Consider the following 24,429-nt stretch of genomic DNA (forward strand, 5'->3'; position numbering starts at 1 on the left):
AGCGGACTATATAGCGCCAGCCGCGCCGCTTCCACCTTCAGGCAATGGACAGAGCCCGGCCGCGGCCAAGGCCGGCTGCTACGGTTGGGATCCGCGTAGCAGCCTGGCTTGCCAGCGACCGGCCACGCCGCCGTGTTGAGCCCGGTCCCGGCCAAGGCCGGCTGCTACGAGATGTATGGCTCCACTTGCGAGGTGAGAGGCAACACGGTATCTACCCATCAGGCATGGGCAATGCCAAGCAACTGCACATCCTCCTGAGGATCAGCGAAGACGAACTGCGCTTCGCCCAGGACATGAGTAAGGTCGCCCTTGAGGGCTACTTCGAACCGCACGCCGTTATCACCGGCCTGGAAGTCCTTCAGGTACGTGCGGTCAGTGGCGGCGCTGTAACTAACCTTCAGCGTGCCGTCCCGCCCTGTGCCCAAACCGGTGTAGCCCAGCGCGCTCACCTCGATCAGGTCGCGCTGGGTATCGAAGTCAGTGATCAGGTCGCAGGCGCCGCGCAGGCTATCGCCCACGGCGGTAAAGCGGAATACGTCCGCGCCTGAACCACCCGTCAGGGTATCCAGACCTGCGCCGCCGTATAGCCGGTCATCCCCAGCGCCGCCGAGTAGGCTGTCTCGGCCGGTACCGCCTGAGAGCCTGTCGTTGCCGCTGCCCCCGCTCAAGGTATCGGCACCGGCATCCCCGGTAAGGAGGTCGTTCCCAGCGGCGCCCTCCAGGGTATCGTTACCGCCCAGGCCGCGCAGGCGGTCGTCGCTGAAGTAGCCAATCAACTGGTCGTCGCCAGCGGTCGCGTCATCGATGAAGTAGTCGTCATAGCTGCTGGGGGCTTGGTTGAAATTCGTGGCCACTGGGTCGCCGAAGCGAATGGCGCGCTCATTGACGTAATCCTGATTCTCGAGCACCAATCTAAAGGTGTCGCCATCGGCGGTCGCGTCCAGGGACTCCAGTATCAGGCTATTGCCACCAGGCCTGCTGATGCGCAATGTATGGTCGTGGCCGTCGCCCAGGCCGATAAAGCCCAGGCCCGATAGGTTAAGCACGTCCACTTCGTAGTCAAAATCGATAATGGTATCGCTGTTATCCACCCCGGAAACCACATTGGCATAGCTATCACTCAAGGCGCTGAACACAAAGGTATCTACGCCCGCGCCACCCGTAAGGCGGTCGGCATCGGCGCCACCGATCAGGTAGTCAGCCCCGCCACCCCCGGCAAGGGTGTCGCTACCGTCAAGGCCACGGAGGGTTTCACTGACCTCGCTGTCGGTCAATTGATCGGCGGCAGCCGTGCCCTGCACCAGAGGTTGAAAATCACTGGCCTGCAGGCGGCCCAGGTAATTGCCAGCCAGCGCCAGTTGGAAGTACCCACCGTCGCCGGTGGCATCCAGGCTACGCAAGTAGGTGCGGTCGAGCTGTGCGTTATAGCTGATGCGCAAGGTGTCGTCGTGGCCATTGCCCAGCCCGCTGTAACCGAGGCTGGCCAGGTCTAGCAGGTCTTGGCCAGGCGTGAAGTCGGTGATCTGGTCGCTGGCCCCGCGCAGGCTGTCGCCGCTGGCGGTATAGCGGAAGGTATCGGCCCCTTCGCCCCCAGTTAGCCGGTCCCGACTGCTGCCGCCGTACAACACATCGTCATACCTGTCGCCCAGTAACCGATCATCGCCAGCGCCACCAAATAACAGGGTATCCCCGGCAGGGTTGGCCCGTAATACATCGTCGCTGGCGGTGCCTACGTTCACCAGCCCTTGGTAATTAGCGAAGGCATCGCTGTCGGTGCCGTACAGCAAGGCGCCGTCACCGAGCCGGCTGAAGTAGTTGTAGAACACGGTGTTATAGCCGGTGAGGTCTTCGTTGCGCTCGCTGACGCCGTAGGTCGCGTGGCCGCCGCTGATAATGTTGTTGTACACCGCGTTGCCGGTAGCGGCGCCTACGGCAGTAACATCCGCGTCATCCGACGCTTGGATGACAATCTCAGCATTGCCGTGGTCCACGGCATTGTTGTACAGCGTATTGCCAGCAATGGTGTTGCCACCGCTGCCGAACAGGCCGATGGCGGCGGCGCCATTCTCGTGCAAGGTCACGTTACTGACCCGCGACAGGTCCATCTGCTTGAGCACTAGGCCTTCCTCGCCATTGCCTACGACTTGCCCACCGGTGATCTGTGTCAGCTCACTGAACAGGTCACTACCCTCAGCACCCTGCACCAGCATGCCGCGCCCTTGGTTATAGCTGGCGTCGTTGTCCGCCAGGGTGGTGTGGTAGTCCTCCAGTAACACGGTAAAGCCATTGCGACCATTGCCGCTGCTGAGGTTGTCCTGGAACCCGCCAGCGTCGATATAGGGTGTATCGCCACCAACCAGGTGGGCGAAGAAGCCGTCCAGCCCGTTGCCTTGGGCGATGCTGTCAGTAACGCTCAAGCCCAGGGTTCCCGCCTGGGCGTTAAGGCCGTTGCCGCTGCAATTGATCAAGGCCACGCCACTGAGGCTTACCCCAGTATCGTGACTGCCACCCCAGGGCCCCGAACCGGTGGTGAAGCCATCGACCCGCCCACTGGTGTGGGCGCTATTGCCGTCCAGGGTGAGGTTATGAATACCCAGGTTCTGGGCATCACCGGTGGTTTGCACGAGGCCGGTCACGGCGTTGGCCCAGCCACTGGCCAGTTTGATGCTGGTAGCGCTGGCGCCTTCACCGACCAGGCTCACGCCGCTAGGCAACAGCAGGCAGGCGCTGGCGTTAGCGTCCGCGCTACCACGAACGCTATAGGTGCCTTCAGGCAGATACACCTCGCTGCCGGTGGCCGCGGCAGCATCGATCGCAGATTGAATGGCTTGAGTGTCATCGGTAAGACCGTCGCCGACCGCACCATAATCGCGGACGTTGAATTGAGTGCTCATAAAGCCTCCTGTGTGCGCGGATTGGCCAGCGCCTGGCAGAAATGGGGTAGGGCACTACAACCCTAGCCCAGCCCTAACGCTTGCGCACGCAGGCATAAAAAAACCCGGCGCCAGGGCCGGGGTTCCATACCGCGTACAGGTCGCCAGTGTTCAACTGGCAGCGCGGTCAGCCACAGGGGCTTGTTGAGGCGGTTGCATGCCCGCGGCGCGCCAGCGCACCTCGGTAATGCCAAATTTCTCCGCCATGGGTTTGGAGGTTCGTTTGATTTTGTCATGCCGGTGGCGGGGTATATGCCCCACACCCGCGTCGCAACTGGCCCAATGCCACGCCTCGGCATTGTCCATGCGGTCTAGGCGTATCACGAAACTCTTGGGGGCGCCATGAAGGCAATAGTCGATGACAAATAGCGTTGGGCTAGGCATTTCCAATCAGTCCCGTTGATCATTACCGACTTAACGGAGCCTCAGACCCTGCGCAAAATTCCATTGAGTTTACAAACGGCGCGCTTAAAGCCGATTAACGGTTTATTCAGGTACCAATGTGGCTACGGGCCAGTATCGCAATGGCGCCCGCCAGTCCAGCCAGGGCAAACAGCTTTTGCAACCAGGGCCCGCCTAGCCGCGAGGCCAACCAGCGCCCGGAAACAAGGCCCAGCAGCGTGCCCGCTATAAAGGGCAGGGCAAGACCAATATGGACCAGTCCGCTGGCGACAGTCGCGCCCCCGGTTGCCACGGCCACCACGGCGATTACCCCGAGGGAAGTGGCCACCACGCTGTTCATGCCCAAGTCCGTAAAGCGCCGCAGCGCCGGCACTATCACAAACCCGCCGCCTATACCCAGCAGGCCTGACAGCAACCCGGCCAGGGCTCCGGTCAGCGCCAGTGCCCGCGCGCACGGCAAGGTCCAATGCAGGCGTTGGGTTGCCGGGTCGAGCCGACAGGGGCAAGGTGCCTGAACGACCACTGTCGAACCCTGAGTTCCTTGCCATAGGCGTAGGCTCACAAGGGCTTGGACCACCATAAAGCACAGGGCCAACGCCAGCGGCGGCAATTGGTGGCTCAGCCATAGCCCGACCGGGGCCAACACTAGCCCACAGGCGGCGATCACCCCAGCGGCGCGGTAGCGCACGATGCCCTGGCGCAGGCCCAGGGTCGCGCCCAGCGCGGCGGCCAGGCCCACGGCCAAGAGGGCGACAGGCGCGGCGGCCGGTAGGCTCAAGCCTAGGCCAAACATCAGCAACGGCAGGGCGAGGATGCCCCCACCGGCGCCGGTCAACCCCAGCACCAGGCCCGCTACCGCCCCCAGCGCAACGGCCAGCGGCAATTCGATCAAGGGTGTTCGACCACTGCGGGGCGCGCTAGCCACTCACGACCCTTGAGCATGGCCTGCCAATACACCCAGGGTAGGGCGTTAGCTTTGAGCCACCAGGCCACGCGCGTGGGTTCGGTACCTTTGAGCAGCCAGTGGGGCAAGGAGGGCGCCAGTTGCCCGCCATAGGCAAACTCGGCCAGGACGATCCGCCCCCGTTCCACGGTCAAGGGGCAGGCGCCATAGCCGTCGTAGCGCGCGCTGCCTTGGGCCCGGCCTAAGGCAGCGGCCACGTTGTGGGCCACCACCGGTGCTTGTTTGCGTGCCGCCGCCACGGTTTTCGCGTTGCTGGTGTTAAGGGCATCGCCTACCCCATGAACATTGCTGAACTGCCGATGGCGCAGGCTATGTGGGTCCACGTCAAGCCAACCAGCGGCATCCGCCAGGGTACTGCCACGTAGGGCATCGGGTGCGCACTGTGGCGGCACCACATGCAACATGTCGAACCCACGGGTTTGATGCGACACCCCGCCTTCTGCGTCCTTGACTTCGAACACGGCCTGGCGCTTTGGGCCATCCACCGCGATCAGCCGGTGGCCCAGGCACAGGTCCACCTGGTAGCGCTCGATATAGCGCTGTAACGCGGGCACATAAGCGGCCACTCCGAACAAGCTGGGGTTGGCATTGAGAAAGGCCGCCTTGACCTGGCCTTGGCGGCCCTCGCGACGCCAGTGGTCACAGGCCAGGTACAACGCCTTTTGCGGCGCGCCAGCGCACTTGATGGGCATGCCAGGCTGGGTGAACAGGGCCTGGCCCTGCTTCAACGAACGCGTCAACTCCCAGGTATAGGGCGCCAGGTCGTAACGGTAGTTGGAGGTGACTCCATGCCGGCCCAGGCTGGCTTCCAAGCCATCGATGGCCGCCCAGTCCAGCTTTAAGCCGGGGCAAATGATGAGTTGCCGGTACCCTAGAGGGGCCTGGCCGTCTAGCAGTACCTGATTGAGCTCAGGGGCAAAACTTCTGACCGTCGCCTGGATCAGGCGAGCGCCCCGGGGGATCAACCCTGCGGTCGCGCGGCGGGTGCTGGCTTGGCTGAACACACCTGCGCCTACCAGCGTCCAGCCGGGTTGATAGTAATGCTCGCTGGCCGGGTCGATAAGCACCACGTCCAGGCCCGGAGCGCGCTTGAGCAAGCTGGCGGCGGTGGCGATACCGGCGGCGCCGGCACCGACGATGACCACGTCGTGGAAAGGCAGGGCTGAATTCATGAAGGGTCCTGGAACTGGTTCAAGGGAATGCGCAGGTGGCGCACGCCATGGGCATCGGGTTCGGGCAACTGGCCCGCGCGCAGGTTGACCTGTACCGCGGGCAGCATCAGCCCAGGCATGGCCAGCGTGGCGTCCCGGGCCTGGCGTAGGGCTACGAAGGTGGCCTCGGTGGTGCCCTCATGCACATGCACATTGGTAGCGCGCTGCTCCGCCACGCTGGTGTGCCAGATCAACGCTCGGTCGCCCGGGCGGTAATCGTGGCAAAGCAGCAGGCGTGTGGCGCAGGGCAGAGCCAGTACGCGCTGTACTGAGCGATACAGTGCCCGAGCGTCACCCCCGGGGAAGTCGCAGCGGGCCGTACCGTAGTCAGGGCTGAACAGCGTGTCGCCTACAAAAGCCAGTGGGGGGGCAGGCTGCTCCAGCAGATAGGTGACACAGGCTGGGGTATGGCCAGGGGTATGCATCACCCTCAGGTTAAGCGTGCCTACCGTTACCTGAGCGCCGTCGTCGAATAGCCCATCGAATGGCTGGCCGCCGCTCGCGTGCCCGGCCATCCCAAACCAGGGGCCGAAGGTGGCTTGTACCTGGCTGATGGCTGCGCCAATACCGATCCGCCCGCCCAGGGCTTGCTTAAGGTAGCTGGCGGCGGACAGGTGATCGGCATGCACATGGGTTTCTAGAAGCCATTCCACGCGCGCGCCCAGTTCCCGCACCCGCGCGATCATCCGGTCTGCGCTCGTAGTTGCGGTATGGCCGGTATTGGCCTGGTAATCCAATACGGCATCGATCAGCGCACAGGCGTTGGTGGCGGGGTCGAACAACAAATAGCTAAGGGTAGAGGTCGCTTCGTCGAAAAAGGGCTCTACCCGATAGGCCGCCTCAACTAAGGGCTGGAGGGCTTGATAGGGCATAAACAGCTCCGAGGCAGCCTTAAGGCCGCAGTGAGATATCAAGTTATGCTCAAGAACCGTGCCACCGGGCCCTTGCCTGCTATCGCTAGGCCAAGCTGCCCCATGGTCGTTAATGCACTGCCAGTTCTGCCATCGCTTGGCAGTGAGTGGCAGTAAATGGCAGTATTGCGCCTCTCTTTTGAGCCGGATCAGCTTATGGCTACCTTCGATGCCTCGGCGCTGGGCGCTTACCTGGAGCATGACCCACAGCCTGCCATCGTGCTGGATACCGACTATGGGATCGTGGCGGCAAATCGGGCTTACCGCGCCCAGTTCGGCGAGCAGGGGCGGGCACCATTGGGGCAGAAGTGCCATCAGGTGTCCCACGGTTACAGCGTGCCCTGCGACCGTGCTGGCGAGCATTGCCCCATGCGCAAGGCACGGGAAACCGGTTTGCCTGAGCGGGTGCTGCACGTGCATCACACCCCGCGTGGCCCGGAGCATGTGGAAGTAGAACTACGGCCATTGCTCAGTGCCGCTGGCCAGTTGATTGGCTATGTAGAGCGTTTGCGTTCGGTGGCGGTTGCCGCGGCTCAGCCCAGTGAGCATGGTTTGGTCGGGCGCGCCCCGGCCTTTCAGCGGGCGTTGGCCGACTTGGAGCGTGCCGCGCCCGCGCAGATCCCGGTGCTGTTACAGGGGGAATCGGGCACCGGCAAGGAATTGTTTGCCCGCGCCCTGCATGCCGCCAGCCCTCGGGCCGTTGGCCCATTGGTGGTGGTGGACTGCACGGGCTTGAGCGAAACCCTGTTTGAAAGCGAGCTGTTCGGCCACGAGAAAGGCGCCTTCACTGGCGCCGCTACCCGCAAGACCGGGCTGGCCGAGGCCGCCCATGGTGGTACGTTGTTTCTGGACGAGATTGCCGAGGTACCGCTGGCGACCCAGGCCAAACTATTGCGGCTGATCGAGTCAGGCAGCTTTCGCCCTGTAGGTGGGCTGCGCACCCTTCATGCGGACTTTCGCCTGGTGGCCGCCACCCATAAGCCGCTCAAGGAGATGGTTGCCGCTGGCAGTTTTCGTCAGGACCTGTTCTACCGCATCAACGCCTTTACCTTGCGCCTGCCAGCCTTGCGCGAGCGCGCAGAGGATTTGCCGTTGCTGATCGACAGCCTGCTGCGCCGCCATGCCCAAGGTGGGCCCTGGCAAGTGGCGCCCGATGCCATGGCGTGGCTGAGCGAGTACCACTACCCAGGTAATATTCGTGAACTGCGTAACCTGCTTGAGAGGGCCCAGCTACTGGCCAGTGATGGGGTAATCCGGCGGCGTGACTTGCCCGTGGAGGAGTTGCCGTTGGCGGTTACCCACCCGCCGCCAAGCTTGGCCCAGGTTGCCGCGGGTTTCAGCGGATCGCGCAAGGCCCTTGCGGCCCATCTAGGGTTGAGCGAGCGGACGCTTTATCGGCGGTTGAAGGCATTAGGGTTGGCGTAACGACCCCGACCAACGGCCTAGAAACCTATCAAACCTGCTAGCTGTAACCTGCTGCTAACTCGACGACCATAAACGTCTATGACCTGCTAGGTGCCCCGTGTCCTATGTACGTTTACGAACGCCTTTCAGCGTTACTGGTCCTGGAGTTCGCGGTGCCGTCTCACCGGCTTGACTTACGCGCCCGCCTGGCTGAGGACTTTCTATTGGGGAGTGAGCAGATCTGGGAATACAGCCAACGCGTGCAGGCGCTTTTTCCGCTAGCAGGCCTAAGCGGCCAATCAGTGGTGTTCACTACCGTGGAAGAAAGTGTACTGGCGGTGGAAGGCGCGTACGAGCTGACGCTGGACAGTACCCTGGCGTTGATCCGCCCGGTATTGGCCGCAAGGCTAGGTACCAACAGGTTTGATTACGACACGCGCTTGGGTCAACGTTTCAACCGCCACGACCGTGCGGCCGTGGCCTATGACCTACAAGGCGCCTTCGACACTCGTGGCTTGATCGGCAAAACCTTCACCGCCGTGGGGGATTTGGCGTTTTATATCGAAACCCAGCTCTACGGCCAGCGCCTAGCAGCCAACGCTTATGGCCTTAGGCCTCCTGAGGCACCACCAGCGCATACCCCTCCTCAGTGGCCCTGACCAGCCCGCAGGCGGTAAGCAAGGGCAACAGGCGGGTATGGAGCGTTGGCTCCACGAAGGCGTGCGCTACGGCCAGGTCGAAGGCGCCGTTCACTGGCAGCTCTGCCTTGATATAGGACAACCAGGCTTTTTTGAGCACTAGAACTACATCACTGGCGCTGGTGCTGGCGAACCGTCGGTGGGCCAGCGCGCCTTCGAATTCGAAGGTATGGCGTTGGGTATAGCCTGCATCCAGACCACCACTTTGTTCGCAGCGAATGCAGGTGCATGCGCCGGGGCCGAAGGCTGCCCGCAGGTAGGTATTGAAGTCCGCGACAGGCTTTAAGGCCAGTCGTTTGTCCACGTCGAACAGGTCCGCGGTCAGGGGTGCTTGCACGGCCAAGGGGCCTCCTGGTCTTGCCAATGATTGAGGGCGACACCTTAGCAGATCAGCGGTCACAAAACCTGGCAGATCTGCCAGCTGTGCGGGCAGCCTCCGTATTACAGAATCAGGCCTTACTTTGGCGAAAGGCAAGGCAATGGCTACGGTGGAAACGTCACTGATTCGGCTACTTAGCAGGCACCTGGGCAAGGATACGGCAGAGGTGACCCATGCCACGTTACTTGTCGAGGGTATGGGGTTGACGGACAACCAGATCGACGCGTTGGTGGAGGATGCAAGCGCGCAATTCAACGTGCCAAAGCTGCATCCCCCGGCACAGGGGTTTGTCACGCTGGGAGATATCGCCGACGCTCTGACTCATGCACGTAACGCCAGTAGAGGGCGCCGCTTTTGGTTTTGGCGTGGGTGAGCCAGCGCAGCGCCCGGCCATTCATCTGCCTTTGCACCCCAGGGCGGAATTCCTGGGCAGTGGTGGGTTCGAACCTGCACGACAAGACGTACTCGAGTTGCTTATGACTGCCTTGCAAAACCTTGCCTGCTCGAACCCTCAGCCCTTGCCCTCAATGGCACCGGCACGGGACCTTTACAACGCTCTGTTGCATCAGCCCGACCCTGGCGTGCTGGAGGCAGCGCGGCTGTACTTGAGTGACCGGCTCGAAGAAGCGGCGCAGGTCCCAGGTGGGCTGCCCGAGAGTTTCCAAGACCTTGAGCACTGGGTCGCCCGCAACGCAGCCGAGGTGGCCGGGCAGTACGCTGCCTACCTCAAGGCCCGTCACGAAGGCGCCCCTCGGCAGTATTTCAGCAACCGCTCCCATGCCTTGTTCTTTTTGCGCGCGGTAGCACCGACCAAGCTGGTCGACGGCGCCTGGCTCTATGGCACCCTGGGCCACTGGGCAGACGTGCGCTATCACGGCCTGATCCGCACCTACCTCGAAGAGCTAGGCGACGGGGAGCCGGCACAAAACCACGTGACCCTCTACCGGCGGCTGATCGCAGACCTCGAATGCGAGCCCCATCAGGGCGACTTGGACGAGGGTTACTATGTGCAGGGCGCGATCCAATTGGCCCTGGGTGCGCTGGGCAAGGACATGCTGCCAGAGGTCATCGGGTTTAACCTGGGCTACGAGCAGTTGCCCTTGCACCTGCTGATTACCTCCTTCGAACTCAACGAACTGGGCATCGACCCCTATTACTTCACGCTCCATGTGACCATCGACAACGCCAGCACCGGCCATGCGCAAAAAGCCGCCAACAGCGTGCGCGAATTGCTTCCGGTCATGGGGCGAGAGGCCTTCATGCAGCGGGTGAGGGCAGGCTATCAGCTCAATGAGCTAGGGATGGGGACCCAAGCCACCATCGCCGCCTTCGACCTGGAAGAAGAAGTGGTCGCTATGTTCGAGCGCAAGCAGGCGTTTGCGCAACACATGCACTCGGACTACTGCAAGATTGAAGGCCGTACCGTTAACCAGTGGCTGGCTGAGCCCGGTGGTATTCGCGCCTTTCTTGCCGCGCTGGAACGCAAAGGCTGGATCAAGCGCAAAGCCGACCCGGGCGAGAGCCGGTTCTGGCAACTGATAGAAGGGCCCGGGGCTGCGATGTTCGGCGTGTTCAGCGCCTATGAGAAGCAATTGCTCAGTGACTGGATCGCTGACGGCTTCGTGCCTGAGGCTGGGCAGCGCCGTGGCAGTAGCAACCCCTTCAGGTCTCAGTTCCGCCAACACCCCTTGGCTAATGCCCTGGCCCAGGCCGGTGGGCCTAGCCTGGAAGAGCGTGCCGAGGTTCAGGCCGCCCTGGCGTACGCTGGGCCTACGCCTAGGTTGGAGCGTCTGCTGCCGTTCCTTACGCCTCAGTGCCATTCCACTCCGGCAGGGCTATACGCCACGCGCCTGTTCGTACGGGAGCTGGCAGGCGAGCCGGGGATAAGCCGATGAGCGCGGCTGAGCCCTTAAGGCCTGCCCAGACGCACCTGTACGAGGCGGCACTGGAGACCCTAGGTGGTTATTTGGGCGAGCAGCGCTACCACTTTATTACCCCAACGCCCTTGACCCACAAGCGCAACCTAGACATACGCCCTGGCGTAGCCACCGATCTGCGCGGGGCCTTTGGCTGGAACCGCCCATTCGCTGCAAACCTGTTGCCCGTTGAGCTGTTTAACCAGTTGCGGGCCGCTGCTGTCATTGCGCAGGACCACTCAGGGCAGTGGCGCTCGACCCTACGTTGTTCTAGCTTGGGCGACCTAAGGTTATTCCATTCTGCCTACCCCACAGACGCGGCGGACGCTGTGTTCTTTGGCCCGGATACTTACCGCTTTGCCCGCTGCATTCAAGCCCACTTGGCACAGCGCCCGGTAACGCCAAAAACGGCAGTGGATATCGGCTGCGGCAGCGGTGCGGGCGGGTTGATAGTGGCGACAGCCTGCCCTCAAGCCAGGGTATGGGGCACGGATATCAATGACAAAGCCCTGACCTTGAGTAAGGTGAACGCCCAGTTGGCGGGCGTTGCAAACCTGCAGTTGCGCTTTAGCAACGTGCTGCGTGAGTTGGAAGGCCAGTTCGATCTGATTGTGGCTAACCCGCCGTATATGCAAGACCCTCAGGGCAGGGCCTACCGAGATGGCGGTAGTGGCATGGGCAGCGGGCTGTCCCTGCGCATCCTCGGTGAGGCCTTGGAGCGGCTCGCCCCAGGCGGCACGCTATTGCTCTACACCGGTGTGGCCATTGTGGACGGCAGGGATGTTTTCTTGGAAGGAGATAGCACGCTGGACGGCGCGCGTAAGCGCTTGGAGGGCTTTGCTGGACAGTGGCGCTACCAAGAACTGGACCCTGATGTATTCGGCGAAGACCTGGAGCAGCCTGGTTACGCGGGGGCTGAACGGATCGCGGTGGTGCTGCTTGAGGCCACCCGCCAGGGGTAAGGCGTACGTCTGTTGCCGCTATAGCCTGAAGCGCTGCTCCAGTGCCTGTTTGAGCAGCGCCAGGGCATGCGGGGCCAGGTCCGCCACGCTGTGGTTCTGAACTATCACGATTTCATGGGCAGGCAGCGCTGGCAGGCCTTCCATGATTTTCATCTTGGGCGTGAGCCGCCAGGGGTCCACCGCACTGATTCCAAGCCCGGCCTCCACGCTGGCTTCTACCGCCGCGCCTGAGGGCGTATCCAGCATCACCCGCCAAGCACTACCTGCATTGTCCAGGGCTGTGGTCATGGCATTTCGATAAGGGCAGGGCGACGCATACAGCGCCAGGGGCAAGGGTTCGCCGTCGGTAAGCCTAAAGCGCGGGGCGCATACCCAGACCGGCGTTGCCTGCTGCAGTACCCCTTGATGGTCGCCATTAAAGCCCAGGGTTTGAGCGATAACGGCCATATGCAATTTGCCCTTTGATACCTGTTCACGCAGTTCATCACTTGGCGCGGTGGTTACCTCCATCACCACGTTGGGCCAGGCCGCGGTGAACATCGGCAGTATGTCGGTGATGACGTGCACCACGTATTCATCCGGCACACCAAAGCGCACTCGGCCGTCGGCGGTCGGGCCCTGCAGTTCCGCCAGGGTTCGGTCGTGGGCTGCTAGCAGTTCACGACTGGAAGCCAGCAAACGGCTGCCCACCGCTGTGAGTGTCACGCCTTGGTTGTCCCGCTCCAGCAGCCGTGCGCCTGCGATGGTTTCCAGCCGTTGAATATGCACGCTGATGGCCGCGGGGCTCTTGTGCAGCTGTACTGCGGCGGCTCGGAATTGCTTAAGCCGCGCGACGGCGTGAAAGCTGCGCAGCAGTTCGATATCCAAGACAGCGGTCATGGTTCACCATTATTAAACTATACGGCAAATAAGATTTGATTTATTAAATCTACTGTTAGGCATAGGGTCAAGGCTTATAAACCGCAAAGTGGCCAGGCCCATGCTCAAACAGTGGCTGTTCCCCAAAGCCTTGCCATTGCCGCTTCTGGAAGGCGCCATGGTGCTGACCTGGAGTTCGGGTTTCGTAGGCGCGCGGTATTCAATTGACCAAGCACCGGCGTTCCTGGTGGTGTTCTGGCGCTGCCTGTTGCTCACCCTGTTGCTTCTGCCTTGGGCCTGGAACGCACTGAAAACCACGCCGCTCAGGCCGTTGCTACGCCAAGCGGCGATTGGTTTTCTGGCCATGACCGGTTACCTGGCAGGGGTGGTTCAGGGTATTGCCCTGGGCGTGCCCGCTGGGCTAGCGGCGTTGATCGCCGACCTGTTGCCGCTAGGCACGGCGCTGTTGGCGGCAGGCGTTGGCCAGCAGCGGCTGCCTGCCGTGGGGTGGTTGGGCTTGGGTCTTGGCTTGGCCGGCGTATTGGTGGTCACTCAAAATGCCTTGCAAGTAGGCGCCGCGCCGCTGTGGGCTTATGGCTTGCCGTTACTGGGCATGCTGTCGTTGGCGGTTGCCACGCTTTGGAAAAAGGCCACGCCCGCAGGCCACGCCCTGGGCCTATGGCCGAGCTTATGGGTGCAGTGCGCGGTGTCCACCCTGTGCTTTGGTTTGGCATGTCTGTTCGATACCGGCTTGGCGCCGGTGGCAAGCTTGGGCTTTGCCTACAGTGTGGGCTGGACCGCGGCCGTGAGCACCTTGGGCGGCTACGGCCTGTATTGGGTGTGCCTTAACCGGTCTTCCCCCACACGCGTGGCCAGTGTGTTGTACCTCAGCCCGGCGGTGACCATGGCCTGGGCCTGGGCGATGTTCGACGAACCGCTGTCATGGGCCATCGCCGCTGGATTGGCGTTGTCGGCGGTAGGTATCACCCTGGTTATCCGCGGCGAGCGCCGCGCACCCACGCGCATGCCTTTGCGGGCCCTGCGGCGGAACTGATTCGGGCCGCCGACCACGCAGTGCTGATACACCGGTTTCGTTACGCGGCCTGACGGCCTGGAACCTGGTGCACCAGGGCGCCTGTGCCGCCTTGTCGATTGGCTCGCAGACCTACGGCCCAACAGGGCGGAGACCGCTATGAATCTACCTATAAACAGCCTTAATTCCGGCTACATGCCTAGAGATTTATCCCTCCAACTCGACCCTTCCTTCTCAGGCAAGCCACTGGCTTCGGATACCCCAGGCCAGGGCGGTGGGCAGGCGTTGTCTTTCGGTAATGTAGGGGGCGGCCAAGTGGACTTCTCGCCAATGAGCGAAAAGCGCCAGGTGCAGTCCACGGACCCGTCCGACCCGCAGTCTGGGCAGAATGCCGCAGGCGGTGGGCTGTCCTCTGAAATCATGTCGTTGCTTCAACGGTTGATGGAGTTACTCCATCAGATGATGGGTAATTCCGAGGGCGCCAATGGCAAGGGCGATAAGTCCTCTGGCGCAGGCGGAGGCAGTGGCAGTGGTGCAAGCCCGATCTCCAACAAGCAGGCGGCCGCGCCTCAGGCGCCGCAGGGGCTATCGTCGCCTGAGGCCGGCGCGGCACCGGCGCAAACGGGCCAAGCTGACGAAGCTGGCGGCGTAGCCTCGAACGCCGATGTTGGCAAAGCGCCGCAAGGCATGCCCCAGGACCTATGGAAGGACTGCGTGGCATCTGGGAACAAACATGGTGTTGACCCCTTCTTGCTAGCAGCGCAGGCCAAGCAGGAAACCCAGTTCGGCGCGGATAAATCCGGCCCGACCGGCGGTGATGGGGTGATGCAAGTAGAACCGGGCACCCGTTCCGACCACGCCGATGACTTCCGTCAGAAGGCGGGCCATGAGTACAACCACGCCAGCCAATCGGATCAGGTAGAAATGGCGGCAGTGATCATGAGCGGCCTGAAGGGCAGTGAGCAGGAAAAACTAGTAGCGTATAACGGCGGCCCCAACTGGAAGCAGGGCGACATTGACTCTGCAAACCGAACGACTCAACCTTACCAATATGCCGAGAAGGTCCAGCAAATTGCCGCTGAATTGAAGGCCAGCGTGGCATAACCCCACCTAAGGGCGCCCTCAGCGCTCACCACCTGCGCAGACACCAAGGCCAGGTAACCCAGCGGGTGCCCACTTATCAGGCGCCCGCTGGGTTACCTGGCCTTTTACCTTTCGAGCGCTCAAGGAACGCTAACCCCCGGCGGCGTTCTCGGCGGTGCCACTCGCCGCTTGCCTGTGCTTTCAAAAGCCGCGGCCAGGGTCAGCAGTTGGTTGTCATCGTAGGCACGGCCGGCGAAGGTCAAGCCTACCGGCATGCCGATATCGGCCATCAAGCCCATGGGCACGGTGACCGTGGGTACGCCCAGGTGACGTATGGCGAGGTTACCGTTGGCCACCCACACACCATTGCTCCAGGCGATATCCGCCGATATCGGGTTGACGTCAGCATCGGCGGGGGCGACATCCGCCACGGTAGGAAAGATCACCGCATCCAGGCCGCGCTCGGTCATCCAGGCCTCAAGGTCCAGCTGGCGAGTACGCTCTAATGCGGCCAGGCCATCGGGCAGGGTAGGCAGCTGATCCCATGGGGTAATGCCGCGCTCTGCCATGCGCACGTATTCATCCATGCCCGCGGCCAGGTCGCCCTCGCGGTTGGGCAAGGTGCCTGGGTCGTGGGGGAAGATCAGCGGGCCGTTTACATCGACCAGGCGGTTGAGCGTGGGGTCGCCGTTGGCCTGAAGGAAATCGTCGAACGCCCAAGCGGTCAAGTCCCACAGTTCGTGGTGTAGAAAGTCCTTGGAAACCAGGCCGCGATTGAACACGGTCGGTGCTCCGGGGCGGTCGCCTTCGCAATTGGAAACCAGCGGGAAGTCCACCTCGATTACCGTAGCGCCAGCGGCTTCCAAGGCTTGGCGCGCCTGCCGCCACAGGTCCATCACCGCCGGGCGAGTGTGAATGCGCTGCCCGGTAGGGCCGCCGATACCGGGTTGTTCGCTGGTGCCGGCGGCGGGGTCGGCGTTGATGTACATGCGTGGCACGCCCAGGCGCTTGCCCGCCAGAGCCCCGACGCCGGTGGCAAGGGCAGGGTAAGCCTTCGGCCGCACCTGGGAAGCCGCCGGAAGAGGCACCCAGGGCTGCAGACGCCACAGGTCGCCACGAGGGTCCGAGTCATCGGCCACGATCACGTCCAGTACTTCCAGTAAGTCCGCCATGGTGCGGGTAAAGGGCACCACCACGTCCATGGTGGGGGTCAACGGCCAGTTACCGCGCACGGAGATCACCCCGCGTGACGGGGTATAGGCGCACAACCCGTTGTTGGAGGCGGGGCCGCGGCCACTGGACCAGGTTTCCTCCGCCAAGCCAAAGGCCGCAAAGCTCGCGGCTGTCGCGGTGCCAGCGCCGTTGGAAGAGCCCGACGCGAAAGGCGCGGTAAGGTAGGCGTTGTTGTAAGGGCTCTCGGCCCGGCCATACACCCCACGCTGCATCCCACCATTGGCCATGGGGGGCATGTTGGTCTTGCCCAGGCATATGGCACCCGCGGCTCGCAGCCGTTCGATGGTAAAGGCGTCCCGCTGGGCGACAAGCTTAGCAAAGGCGGGGCTACCTGAGGCCGCGGTCAAACCCTTGACCAGGTAGCTGTCCTTGGCGGTATAGGGAATGCCATCAAGGGGCCCGAGGGTTTCGCCACGGGCGCGACGGGCATCGGACGCTTGTGCTTCTTCCAGGGCCTGAGGGTTACGGACCACTAGGGCGTTGAGCGCCGTGGGCGTGCTTGGCCCATCGTAGGCTTCCACCCGCGCCAGATACGCTTGCACGAGCGCCACGGCGGTGGCTTCGCCCGCTTCGAGTGCTGCCCTGAGCTGGGCAATGGAAACCTCGGTTACCTCGATCATGCTGTCACCGCTAGCCATTGAGAAGCACACATTCTGGCGGCCACGGGAAGGGACTGCAAATCGGCCCGAGCGTTTACCGAGAAAGCCACCTGGACGCACTATGCTTATTCTTTAAAAGTATTTAAATAATTAATTTTATAACGATATGGTTTTCCACCTGGGATGCGCTTATTACCCGATGGAGCCTTTTATGCCCGCCCTTTCTTTGGCCGAAGCGGCCAACCAAGCGTTTGATATCCGACCCTTTGACGGCCAGGTTGGCGCCGAAGTATTAGGCCTGGACTTGACACAGCCGCTCAATCACACCGATTTCAGTCGCATCCATCACGCTCACCTGGCTTATCACGTGCTGGTGTTTCGCGACCAGCGCATCAGCCCCGAGCAGCACATCGCATTCAGCCGCCGTTTCGGTAAGCTGCAAATCCATGTGCTCAAGCAGTTTTTATTGCCTGGCCACCCTGAAATCCTGATCGTTTCCAATATCGTCGAGAACGGCCAGCCGGTGGGCCTGGGCGATGCCGGTAAATACTGGCATTCAGACCTCTCTTACAAGGCACTGCCCAGCCTCGGCTCCATGCTCCATGCCCAAGCGTTGCCCAGCGAGGGGGGCGATACCTTGTTCGCGGATATGCACCGGGCCTGGGATACCCTGCCAGCGCCTCTACGCAAGGCCGTGGAGGGCCGTCAGGCGGTGCATTCTTATACCGCTCGCTACAGCGAAGGTAAGAACGCCGCCAGCTGGCGCCCCAAGCTTACCGACGAGCAATTGGCCCAAGTGGTGACGGTGGCGCACCCGGTAGTGCGCACCCACCCCGAAAGCGGTCGCAAGGCGCTGTTTGTCAGTGAAGGCTTTACCACCCATATCCTTGGCCTGCCCGAGGACGAAAGCCGTAGCCTGCTGGCCGAGCTATACGCCCACAGCGTGCGCCCCGAACATATTTACCGGCACGCCTGGCAGCCTCATGACCTGGTGTTCTGGGACAACCGCGCCTTGATCCACCTGGCCGCCGGTTGCCCTGATCACCTGCGCCGCAAGCTGTACCGCACCACCATCGAAGGCAGCGCGCCCTTCTAACCCAGGAGCATGCAATGAACTCTGCATTGCCAGGCCACACGGCCAGCGAGCGCAACCCCTTGGCCCGTGGGCGCCAGGCTGCCATCGAGCCGCTGCTACAGGTGAACAACCTAAGCCTTGAATACCGCACCCCCGACCGTGTAGTGCGGGCGACCCATGAGGTCAGCTTCGAGGTAGACCAGGCCGACCGGTTCGTCTTGCTGGGCCCTTCAGGTTGTGGCAAGTCCAGCCTGCTCAAGGCCATTGGGGGCTTTATCCAACCTACCCACGGCGAGGTGTACCTGGCCGGCCAATCCGTTACCCAACCAGGGCCGGACCGGATGATGGTGTTTCAGGAATTCGACCAATTGCCGGCCTGGAAGACGGTGTTGGAAAACGTGATGTTCCCACTACTGGCCTCCCGCGCCCTCAAGGGCCCGCAGGCCAAGACGCGGGCCTATCAATACCTTGAGAAGGTGGGCTTGAGCGCCTTTGCCGAGGCCTATCCGCATACGTTGTCGGGCGGCATGAAGGCGAGGGTGGCCATCGCGCGGGCGCTGGCCATGCAGCCGAAGGTGTTGCTGATGGATGAACCTTTTGCGGCGCTGGACGCCTTGACCCGGCGCAAGATGCAAGAGGAGTTGCTGGGGTTGTGGAAGGAGGTGCGCTTTACCTTGGTGTTCGTGACGCACTCCATTGAAGAAGCGCTGGTGGTGGGGAACCGGATACTGCTGCTATCGCCGCACCCAGGCCGGGTGCGCGCAGAAGTGCACAGTCACCATTATGGGTTGGGTAGCCTGGGCAGCGAGGGCTTCCAGGCCAGCGCCCAGCGCATTCACCGCTTGCTGTTCGACGAGGACGCCCACGCCGCGCCCAGACCGCCGACCGAGTTCAGCCACTTGCGTATCGCTTACTGATTCCCCTGGAGCCTTTACATGAGCCTGGATGCCCCCACGCGAAAAGAGTACGAAATCGTTCTGGAACCCTTCACCGCCTCAGCATTGACGCGGGATATCCCGCTGGCGCACCGCATCTGGCAGCGGGCTTGGGTGCGCAAAGCGGTGATCTTGCTGGTGCTGGTGGTGCTTTGGGAGGTGGTAGCCAGGGTGCAGAACAACGACCTGTTGCTGCCAAGCTTTTTGCAAACCGCCCAGGCCTTTGCAGAGGGGGTGACCAGCGGTGAGCTGCCGTTAAAGGTATGGCTGTCGCTGACGGTGCTGATCAAGGGTTACCTGATTGGGATCGTGTTGGCTTTTGCCTTAACCGCATTGGCGGTGTCTACCCAGTTAGGCCGGGACCTGCTTGGTACGTTGACCTCCATGCTCAATCCATTACCGCCCATTGCGCTGCTGCCGTTGGCACTGCTGTGGTTTGGCCTGGGCCAGAACAGCCTGATTTTCGTGCTGGTGCATTCGGTACTGTGGCCCCTGGCGCTTAACACTTACGCCGGGTTTTTAGGTGTGTCTGAAACCCAGCGCATGGCCGGCCGTAATTATGGCTTGCGCGGCGTGCGGTTTATTACGCAGATTCTGATCCCCGCGGCGCTGCCGTCGATCCTGGCCGGGCTTAAACTGGGCTGGGCTTTCGCCTGGCGCACGCTAATTGCCGCCGAGTTGGTGTTCGGCGCCTCCTCGGGCAAGGGCGGCCTGGGTTGGTACATTTTCCAGAATCGCAACGAGCTGTACACCGACAAGGTGTTTGCCGGCCTTGCCGCGGTGATCATGATCGGCCTGCTGGTGGAGAACCTGCTATTTGCCACCCTTGAGCGGCTGACCCTCAACCGTTGGGGCATGCAGCGCCATTAAACCGTGCGACCCTCGATTTCTTCCAAGCGAATGTGAGCCTTTCATGCCCATTTTTAACACACGTTCTCTGGCCCTGGGCGTACTCGCCGCTGCCTTGGCCACTCAGGCCAATGCCGAGGGCACGATCAGCATCGCCCAGCAATTGGGCATCGGCTACTTGATTCTGGATGTGGTACGCGACCAGAAACTGATTGAAAAGCACGGCAAGGCCGAGGGCCTGGACATTACCGTGAACTGGAACAGCATTTCGGGCGCTACCGCTATGAACGAAGCCCTGCTGGCGGGTGCGTTGGATGTGGTCTCGGCGGGTGTGCCGCCGATGTTGACCCTGTGGGACCGCACCCATGGCAAGCAGAACGTCAAAGCCATCGCCTCACTGGGGTCGATGCCTAACTACCTGCTGAGCAACAGCCCCGAGGTCAAAACCCTACAGGACTTCACCGACAAGGACCGCATCGCGGTGCCCGCCGCGGGTGTAGGCTTCCAGTCTCGCACCTTGCAGTTGGAAGCGGCCAAGGTATTGGGCGACAGCGAGTTCAAGCGCTTCGATAACCTGTCTGTCAGCCTGCCGCACCCCGATGCCACGGCGGCGCTGATTGCCGGCGGCTCGGAAATCACCGCGCACTTCTCAAGCCCGCCGTTCCAATACCAAGAGCTGGAGCACCCCAACGTACATAAAGTGCTCAGCTCCTACGACATCCTCGGCGGCCCGGCCACCTTCAACGTGCTCTATACCACTGAAAAATTCCACGACCAGAACCCCAAAACGTATAAAGCCTTCTATGACGCCCTGGCTGAAGCCGCGGAGCTGATCAAGGCCAACAAGCCCGCGGCAGCCGAGACCTATATTCGTGTAGAGCAGTCGAAGATGAGCCAGGCCCAGGTCGAAAAGATCGTGACGGACCCGGAGATAGACTTCACCGTAGTGCCTCAGCGCACCGCTATCTACGCTGAAAAGCTGCATACGCTAGGGGTGCTTAAAAACAAGGCCGCCAGTTGGAAAGACTACTTCTTTGAAGAAGCCCATGGTGGCGCGGGGAGTTAAGCCGCGCCCCCTTGATAAGTGGCTTCTACTCCAGGCTAATGGGCCTGGGCATTACGCGCCTGGCGATAGTCCGCCACGGCCTCGTATACCGCTTTGCGCAGGCGATTGATCCCGCCCAGGGGCCGATGTGCCTCGATCCCGTGCCAGGGGCTGAAACGCAGGTTGTCGCAGGCCAGGTTCTGCTCGGGGGTGTCAAAGTCTTGGGGCGGCAGGCGTACGTGCGCCACGGTCTGGAAGGCAGAATCGCTTTGCTTCCATTGCACGCTGGTGTCTTCCAGAGGCATGAAAGCGTTAGCGTTTTGCAACTGCACCTGCAAGGCAAAACACGCCGGTTGGCGGTCGGTGGATAGCTGCTGGTAGAGCGCGCCCCGTAGGAAGTTCGGCTGGTCCCGGTTCATGGGTGGCAAGCTGTAGGCCGGGCAGGCCGAGGGTTCAGGCACTACGCGGAATTTAGCGTTGGCTGTGCCATAGCGGTAGGGCGATACCGAATAATAGGCGGCATCCGCCGGCGTGTCCGGGGCCTTGCTCAGCGTGGCCAGGGCGATGAACAGGTGGCGAATTTGCCAGGTACGCGGGTCCCAGGAAGGGAAGAATGCCAGGCCCCGCTTGCCCTCGGCCTGGGCGGCGATGTTCTGGCGGTATTCGGCCACGTCGCTCACGAAGAAATTAGGATGGTTAAACATCACGAAGTCCTGTTCGTGACGTGTTGGTTGGCTGGCCAGCAAGGGTAGGCCGGGCACGTCCAGCAACTTGATGGCCATGCCCCTGGCATCGGCGATATTGTCGAACTGTGGATAGGCGTTGCCGTTGGACAGCCGCACCCAAGCCTGCCAGGTTTTGCCTTGTTCGCTGAACACACCCTGCTGCAAGGTAAAAGGCAAGTCCGACGCGACCTTGACCTGGGCTTTTAGGCAGCCATGGGCCTTGGCATGAGCATCGCGCAGGTAGCGGGTGTCGGTACGGTATTTATCGACGATGCCAATGGCCGTCTGGATGATGTCCTGGGTCATGGCCGCCTCGCCAAGGGGCACGTGCTCTACCGTGGCCACCGGCCCGGAAAAACGCCAAGCGTACCAAACGCTGGCGCCCGCCCAGCTCACCAGGGCCAGCATGCCAAGGCCCAGCAGCGCCCAGCCCAGGCCTTTACCCAGGGCTAGCCACAGCCGTGCCAGCCCGCCAGCGGGGCGTGTGATCAACAACCTGCGTTCGTTCATGGCAGTCGAGCCTCCAAGGGGCCACCCAGTACTTTGAGGTATTCGAGCAAGGCCCAGCGCTCTTGGGGTTGCAGCCGTGGCCCTATGACCCCCGCGCCTAACGGGCCGTCCCGGAATTCATGCCCGCTATTACGGTTGCCGCTAATACGGGTGTCGTACAAAAAGCCACCCACAAAGGCCGTGGTCTGGTAGCCCAAGTGCCGTGGGTCGTAGTCGAAGGTGCCGCGGTAGAACGTGATGTCACGCTCATCCTGGGGGGAGAGCAGCTGATACAAGGTGGGTACCGAGCCGTTATGCAGGAAAGGCGGCGTGGCCCAGATGCCCGCCAGTGGTCGCGCTTTGTACACCCTTAATTCTTGAACCTTAATGGGTAGGCCGAAGCCGTTCATTTGTGCCTGACGCTCTGGCGTTATGCCGGCATTGGCGTAGGCCCGCCGTTCTACAAAGGCTGTGACCCAGGCCAGGCCCATGGCCACTGATACCCGATGCAGGTCGACTTCGGTGGGTTTGGGCTCTACGTTAAGCTGGTTCAACTCGGCCAGTGTCCACTGCAAGGAGGACAAGTCGAAGCGGCGATCGGCGATATTGTCAGCTGCGGTAGGGTCGGTGCCGATCACGTGCGTGGGAACCAGATGAAGGTTCGCCTCGGGCCGGCCGTTTCTCTGCTCAACCACAGGCACATGACAGGCGGCGCAGTGCTGGGTGAACAACGCGCGGCCCTGGCTTGCCAAGGGCAGGTCCACCGGCCCCAGCACTGCTTCGGGCCAAGTCGGAGGCGTGAGGCGCTGTAGGGTTTCTTCGATCAGGTGCAGGTCGTTCACCCGCACGCTGGAGGGGTAACGTTGTTCACCGGCCAGCGGTTGGCCGTTGCTGTCGTGATAGGTAAGGGTGGCGCCCACGCCTAGGGACTCTCCAATATTACGGGCCATGGGCTGCTTGGCCGAGCCGTTCCATTGCACCCAGTCGAAGGTCCACATGTCCCAGAGTTGGGGGTAATCCACCGGGGCGTTGCCGGGGCGGTAGTTATCTGGCGTGAGCCCGTCGCCGAAGGCTGCGTTGGCGATGCGGCCAAAGGCATCGGTGCGCCCTGGGCCTTCCTGCACCGGATATAGTCCGCGGTGGGTGTCGTTCCAGGCCGCGTGCAGGAATTGAGCTAGCGAACCGCGAAGCGCCTGGCGCAGTTCGGCTTTGCCTGCCGGGTAACGTTCGCCCAGCACCTTGCGGGCGAACCGGTCGAACTTCCAGGGCACATAGGCGGTGGCCGCAAGGCTAGCCACTAGCGCCTGGCCGAAGCTACCGCCGCGCAGGGTCGGCACCGTGGAGGGCAGCACATGTTGAGCCGTGCCGCCATCGATACGCAGCGCGGTGCCCTGATAGCGGAGTTCTCCGGTGTGGCAGGCGGCGCAGGTGAGGTCCAGGTAGCGCTCGCCGTCGGCGCTATTCACATGCTGGGTAAAGCCCACCGGTAGCCGGCCGGTATTGGCCGTATTGGACGGGTTATCGAATACGAAGCCGAAACGGCCCAGGTTGGCCTGCAGGGCGAAAGGCGCGGTGGAGAAGGGCTGTTCCAATGCGGTGAACCATTGATAGCGCAGGTTTTTGACCTGAGTACCTTGAGGCGTGGAGTAATAGCGTTGCCGGTCGGCATCGCTCCATTGAGGCAAATACTGCACACGCTCGGGCGGCGTATAGGTCGGAAGGTTCGGCCAGGCCACGTAGTACAGCACGATTGCCAAGCCGGCCAGTAAGGCCAGCAGCAGTGCAACACACAAGCGAAGAGCTACACGCATTGGTTTCATCCTTGAAGAGCGGGCGCCTTTATGCCTGAAACACGCAGTGGTGGCAAGTGGCTACTTTATCTTTTGGCTGTGGCTGGAATGCTCGTTTTCATTGGGTTTCAGCGTGAGGGGTAAGCTTTCCTACAACTATTTAAGGCGCCCTCGGTTTGATACGAAAGCAGGCACACCTATACCTTGTGGGTCGGCTCCCACAGCAGGCACATACAGCGGCATGGACATGCGTAAATTTCGGTGTCGCCAGGCACCTCCCATTAGCTTTACCTACCGCAATAGCAGCGGCGTATTGAGCGAGCACTCGCTGCTTTACTGGCAGGAAAACACCCAAGCCCTTCAGGGTCGTGAACGCACCGGGGCTTTTGCCAGCTTTCGTAAGGCGCAGATCGTCACCTTGCGCAGTGGCGCAGAGTTCATCGGCCAGGCACCGGTACAGGCCGCCCCCAACCCCTGGGCCCGTGCAGAAGGCGGGTTCAGCCCCCGTATCTTCTTTCTGGGTTTCACCGCCGAAGAACGCGCGCCCCTTGAACTGCTGGCGGCAGAAAAAGGCCTGCATGTAATGCCGGCCCTGACCCGCTACCTGGAATTTTGCTGCTGTGGCCAGCGGGTGCGCTGGCGAGACCTGCAACAGGCCTTCGATCGCCGGGCATGGGTACTGCATCCCCAGCAACTGCGGATCGCGCTGGAAACCGGGCAATTGCCTGAGCATCATCCGTGGCTGTTTTAGTGCTCCAAACTCCGCTAACCAAGTACTTACCCTTAGCCTGTCGGCTTGGTAACGCAGTACTTGAGGACAGTGGCCAATTTACAGGTATAAAAAAGCCCGGTCATGACCGCAATGCTGTTCACTTAAGGATTGTTGACTAATCCTTGGGTAGCAGGAAAATCCGGAATCTGATTATAGATTCCGG

Annotated in this window: 22 protein-coding genes; 12 read left to right on the plus strand and 10 right to left on the minus strand. The window is 61.9% G+C overall.

Annotated elements, in window-relative coordinates; translation table 11 throughout:
* Nucleotides 1–218 precede the first annotated feature (218 nt).
* The 5 genes from ACWKV4_RS13615 to ACWKV4_RS13635 form a co-directional block, all read right to left on the minus strand.
* Nucleotides 219–2,894 carry a M10 family metallopeptidase C-terminal domain-containing protein gene (locus ACWKV4_RS13615; protein ID WP_483832610.1) on the minus strand — a complete coding sequence of 892 codons (2,676 nt, stop codon included), beginning with the start codon at nt 2,892–2,894 and terminating at the stop codon, nt 219–221.
* A gap of 150 nt (nt 2,895–3,044) precedes the next feature.
* A complete protein-coding gene (locus tag ACWKV4_RS13620; protein ID WP_483832611.1) occupies nt 3,045–3,317 on the minus strand; it encodes a DUF6555 family protein in 273 nt (90 codons plus the stop codon).
* Nucleotides 3,318–3,423: 106 nt separating this feature from the next.
* Nucleotides 3,424–4,260 (minus strand): sulfite exporter TauE/SafE family protein, encoded by an 837-nt coding sequence (locus tag ACWKV4_RS13625; RefSeq protein ID WP_483832612.1) that lies wholly within the window; start codon nt 4,258–4,260, stop codon nt 3,424–3,426.
* Nucleotides 4,224–5,471 (minus strand): NAD(P)/FAD-dependent oxidoreductase, encoded by a 1,248-nt coding sequence (locus ACWKV4_RS13630; RefSeq protein ID WP_483832613.1) that lies wholly within the window; start codon nt 5,469–5,471, stop codon nt 4,224–4,226. The genes ACWKV4_RS13625 and ACWKV4_RS13630 overlap by 37 nt, the downstream gene beginning before the upstream one ends.
* Complete coding sequence (locus ACWKV4_RS13635; RefSeq protein WP_483832614.1) at nt 5,468–6,382, minus strand: MBL fold metallo-hydrolase; 915 nt, start codon at nt 6,380–6,382, stop codon at nt 5,468–5,470. Before ACWKV4_RS13635 ends, ACWKV4_RS13630 begins: the two co-directional genes overlap by 4 nt.
* Before the next feature lie 195 nt (nt 6,383–6,577).
* On the opposite strand from ACWKV4_RS13635, the gene ACWKV4_RS13640 reads away from it, so the two are divergent.
* Together ACWKV4_RS13640 and ACWKV4_RS13645 are read left to right on the plus strand one after the other, a co-directional pair.
* Entirely contained in the window at nt 6,578–7,846 is a 1,269-nt protein-coding gene (locus ACWKV4_RS13640) for a sigma-54 interaction domain-containing protein (protein ID WP_483832615.1), read from the plus strand.
* A 104-nt stretch (nt 7,847–7,950) separates the two neighbouring features.
* Nucleotides 7,951–8,484: a hypothetical protein gene (locus tag ACWKV4_RS13645; protein WP_483832616.1), complete on the plus strand. Its 534-nt coding sequence runs from the start codon at nt 7,951–7,953 to the stop codon at nt 8,482–8,484.
* On the opposite strand, the gene ACWKV4_RS13650 is transcribed toward ACWKV4_RS13645, so the two are convergent.
* Nucleotides 8,435–8,866 carry a hypothetical protein gene (locus ACWKV4_RS13650; RefSeq protein ID WP_483832617.1) on the minus strand — a complete coding sequence of 144 codons (432 nt, stop codon included), beginning with the start codon at nt 8,864–8,866 and terminating at the stop codon, nt 8,435–8,437. The two genes, ACWKV4_RS13645 and ACWKV4_RS13650, sit on opposite strands and share 50 nt — an antisense overlap.
* Nucleotides 8,867–9,002: 136 nt before the next feature.
* Here ACWKV4_RS13650 and ACWKV4_RS13655 point away from each other — a divergent pair, with 136 nt between their 5' ends.
* The 3 genes from ACWKV4_RS13655 to ACWKV4_RS13665 all read left to right on the plus strand — a co-directional run bounded on the left by ACWKV4_RS13655 (nt 9,003) and on the right by ACWKV4_RS13665 (nt 11,780).
* Nucleotides 9,003–9,275, plus strand: coding sequence for a hypothetical protein (locus ACWKV4_RS13655; protein ID WP_483832618.1), 273 nt, complete (start codon nt 9,003–9,005; stop codon nt 9,273–9,275).
* 103 nt (nt 9,276–9,378) lie between these two features.
* Nucleotides 9,379–10,797, plus strand: coding sequence for an iron-containing redox enzyme family protein (locus ACWKV4_RS13660; protein WP_483832635.1), 1,419 nt, complete (start codon nt 9,379–9,381; stop codon nt 10,795–10,797).
* The gene (locus ACWKV4_RS13665; RefSeq protein ID WP_483832619.1) at nt 10,794–11,780 is read left to right on the plus strand and encodes a methyltransferase; all 987 of its coding nucleotides are present in this window, start codon (nt 10,794–10,796) and stop codon (nt 11,778–11,780) included. The genes ACWKV4_RS13660 and ACWKV4_RS13665 overlap by 4 nt, the downstream gene beginning before the upstream one ends.
* Nucleotides 11,781–11,798: 18 nt before the next feature.
* Here the strand turns inward: ACWKV4_RS13665 and ACWKV4_RS13670 are convergent, their stop codons facing one another.
* Nucleotides 11,799–12,659, minus strand: a complete 861-nt coding sequence (locus ACWKV4_RS13670; RefSeq protein ID WP_483832620.1) for a LysR substrate-binding domain-containing protein — start codon at nt 12,657–12,659, stop codon at nt 11,799–11,801.
* A gap of 100 nt (nt 12,660–12,759) precedes the next feature.
* On the opposite strand from ACWKV4_RS13670, the gene ACWKV4_RS13675 reads away from it, so the two are divergent.
* A complete protein-coding gene (locus tag ACWKV4_RS13675) occupies nt 12,760–13,692 on the plus strand; it encodes a DMT family transporter (RefSeq protein ID WP_483832621.1) in 933 nt (310 codons plus the stop codon).
* Nucleotides 13,693–13,830: 138 nt separating this feature from the next.
* A complete protein-coding gene (locus ACWKV4_RS13680; protein ID WP_483832622.1) occupies nt 13,831–14,775 on the plus strand; it encodes a transglycosylase SLT domain-containing protein in 945 nt (314 codons plus the stop codon).
* A gap of 119 nt (nt 14,776–14,894) precedes the next feature.
* Here the strand turns inward: ACWKV4_RS13680 and ACWKV4_RS13685 are convergent, their stop codons facing one another.
* Nucleotides 14,895–16,607: an amidase gene (locus tag ACWKV4_RS13685; RefSeq protein ID WP_483832623.1), complete on the minus strand. Its 1,713-nt coding sequence runs from the start codon at nt 16,605–16,607 to the stop codon at nt 14,895–14,897.
* A gap of 178 nt (nt 16,608–16,785) precedes the next feature.
* Between ACWKV4_RS13685 and ACWKV4_RS13690 the strand changes: the two genes are divergently transcribed.
* The 4 genes from ACWKV4_RS13690 to ACWKV4_RS13705 are packed head-to-tail and all read left to right on the plus strand — an operon-like array spanning nt 16,786 to nt 20,511.
* A complete protein-coding gene (locus ACWKV4_RS13690; protein ID WP_483832624.1) occupies nt 16,786–17,682 on the plus strand; it encodes a TauD/TfdA dioxygenase family protein in 897 nt (298 codons plus the stop codon).
* A 14-nt stretch (nt 17,683–17,696) separates the two neighbouring features.
* Entirely contained in the window at nt 17,697–18,578 is an 882-nt protein-coding gene (locus tag ACWKV4_RS13695) for an ABC transporter ATP-binding protein (RefSeq protein ID WP_483832625.1), read from the plus strand.
* 18 nt (nt 18,579–18,596) lie between these two features.
* Complete coding sequence (locus tag ACWKV4_RS13700; RefSeq protein WP_483832626.1) at nt 18,597–19,466, plus strand: ABC transporter permease; 870 nt, start codon at nt 18,597–18,599, stop codon at nt 19,464–19,466.
* 43 nt (nt 19,467–19,509) lie between these two features.
* A complete protein-coding gene (locus ACWKV4_RS13705; protein WP_483832627.1) occupies nt 19,510–20,511 on the plus strand; it encodes an ABC transporter substrate-binding protein in 1,002 nt (333 codons plus the stop codon).
* A gap of 35 nt (nt 20,512–20,546) precedes the next feature.
* On the opposite strand, the gene ACWKV4_RS13710 is transcribed toward ACWKV4_RS13705, so the two are convergent.
* Together ACWKV4_RS13710 and ACWKV4_RS13715 are read right to left on the minus strand one after the other, a co-directional pair.
* Nucleotides 20,547–21,725 (minus strand): catalase family protein, encoded by a 1,179-nt coding sequence (locus ACWKV4_RS13710; protein ID WP_483832628.1) that lies wholly within the window; start codon nt 21,723–21,725, stop codon nt 20,547–20,549.
* Entirely contained in the window at nt 21,722–23,515 is a 1,794-nt protein-coding gene (locus ACWKV4_RS13715) for a di-heme-cytochrome C peroxidase (RefSeq protein ID WP_483832629.1), read from the minus strand. Before ACWKV4_RS13715 ends, ACWKV4_RS13710 begins: the two co-directional genes overlap by 4 nt.
* A 226-nt stretch (nt 23,516–23,741) precedes the next feature.
* On the opposite strand from ACWKV4_RS13715, the gene ACWKV4_RS13720 reads away from it, so the two are divergent.
* A complete protein-coding gene (locus tag ACWKV4_RS13720; protein ID WP_483832630.1) occupies nt 23,742–24,245 on the plus strand; it encodes a hypothetical protein in 504 nt (167 codons plus the stop codon).
* Nucleotides 24,246–24,429: the final 184 nt, after the last annotated feature.

The organism is Pseudomonas artemisiae (assembly GCF_057128685.1).

Bases quoted from the DNA above. Each gene is read 5' to 3' on its own strand.
- ACWKV4_RS13695 (WP_483832625.1), top strand. From the start codon at position 17,697: ATGAACTCTGCATTGCCAGGCCACACGGCCAGCGAGCGCAACCCCTTG.
- ACWKV4_RS13635 (WP_483832614.1), bottom strand. From the start codon at position 6,382: ATGCCCTATCAAGCCCTCCAGCCCTTAGTTGAGGCGGCCTATCGGGTA.
- ACWKV4_RS13620 (WP_483832611.1), bottom strand. From the start codon at position 3,317: ATGCCTAGCCCAACGCTATTTGTCATCGACTATTGCCTTCATGGCGCC.
- ACWKV4_RS13705 (WP_483832627.1), top strand. From the start codon at position 19,510: ATGCCCATTTTTAACACACGTTCTCTGGCCCTGGGCGTACTCGCCGCT.
- ACWKV4_RS13700 (WP_483832626.1), top strand. From the start codon at position 18,597: ATGAGCCTGGATGCCCCCACGCGAAAAGAGTACGAAATCGTTCTGGAA.
- ACWKV4_RS13690 (WP_483832624.1), top strand. From the start codon at position 16,786: ATGGAGCCTTTTATGCCCGCCCTTTCTTTGGCCGAAGCGGCCAACCAA.
- ACWKV4_RS13655 (WP_483832618.1), top strand. From the start codon at position 9,003: ATGGCTACGGTGGAAACGTCACTGATTCGGCTACTTAGCAGGCACCTG.
- ACWKV4_RS13715 (WP_483832629.1), bottom strand. From the start codon at position 23,515: ATGCGTGTAGCTCTTCGCTTGTGTGTTGCACTGCTGCTGGCCTTACTG.
- ACWKV4_RS13660 (WP_483832635.1), top strand. From the start codon at position 9,379: ATGACTGCCTTGCAAAACCTTGCCTGCTCGAACCCTCAGCCCTTGCCC.
- ACWKV4_RS13615 (WP_483832610.1), bottom strand. From the start codon at position 2,894: ATGAGCACTCAATTCAACGTCCGCGATTATGGTGCGGTCGGCGACGGT.
- ACWKV4_RS13665 (WP_483832619.1), top strand. From the start codon at position 10,794: ATGAGCGCGGCTGAGCCCTTAAGGCCTGCCCAGACGCACCTGTACGAG.
- ACWKV4_RS13680 (WP_483832622.1), top strand. From the start codon at position 13,831: ATGAATCTACCTATAAACAGCCTTAATTCCGGCTACATGCCTAGAGAT.
- ACWKV4_RS13710 (WP_483832628.1), bottom strand. From the start codon at position 21,725: ATGAACGAACGCAGGTTGTTGATCACACGCCCCGCTGGCGGGCTGGCA.
- ACWKV4_RS13685 (WP_483832623.1), bottom strand. From the start codon at position 16,607: ATGATCGAGGTAACCGAGGTTTCCATTGCCCAGCTCAGGGCAGCACTC.
- ACWKV4_RS13630 (WP_483832613.1), bottom strand. From the start codon at position 5,471: ATGAATTCAGCCCTGCCTTTCCACGACGTGGTCATCGTCGGTGCCGGC.
- ACWKV4_RS13670 (WP_483832620.1), bottom strand. From the start codon at position 12,659: ATGACCGCTGTCTTGGATATCGAACTGCTGCGCAGCTTTCACGCCGTC.
- ACWKV4_RS13645 (WP_483832616.1), top strand. From the start codon at position 7,951: ATGTACGTTTACGAACGCCTTTCAGCGTTACTGGTCCTGGAGTTCGCG.
- ACWKV4_RS13720 (WP_483832630.1), top strand. From the start codon at position 23,742: ATGCGTAAATTTCGGTGTCGCCAGGCACCTCCCATTAGCTTTACCTAC.
- ACWKV4_RS13675 (WP_483832621.1), top strand. From the start codon at position 12,760: ATGCTCAAACAGTGGCTGTTCCCCAAAGCCTTGCCATTGCCGCTTCTG.
- ACWKV4_RS13640 (WP_483832615.1), top strand. From the start codon at position 6,578: ATGGCTACCTTCGATGCCTCGGCGCTGGGCGCTTACCTGGAGCATGAC.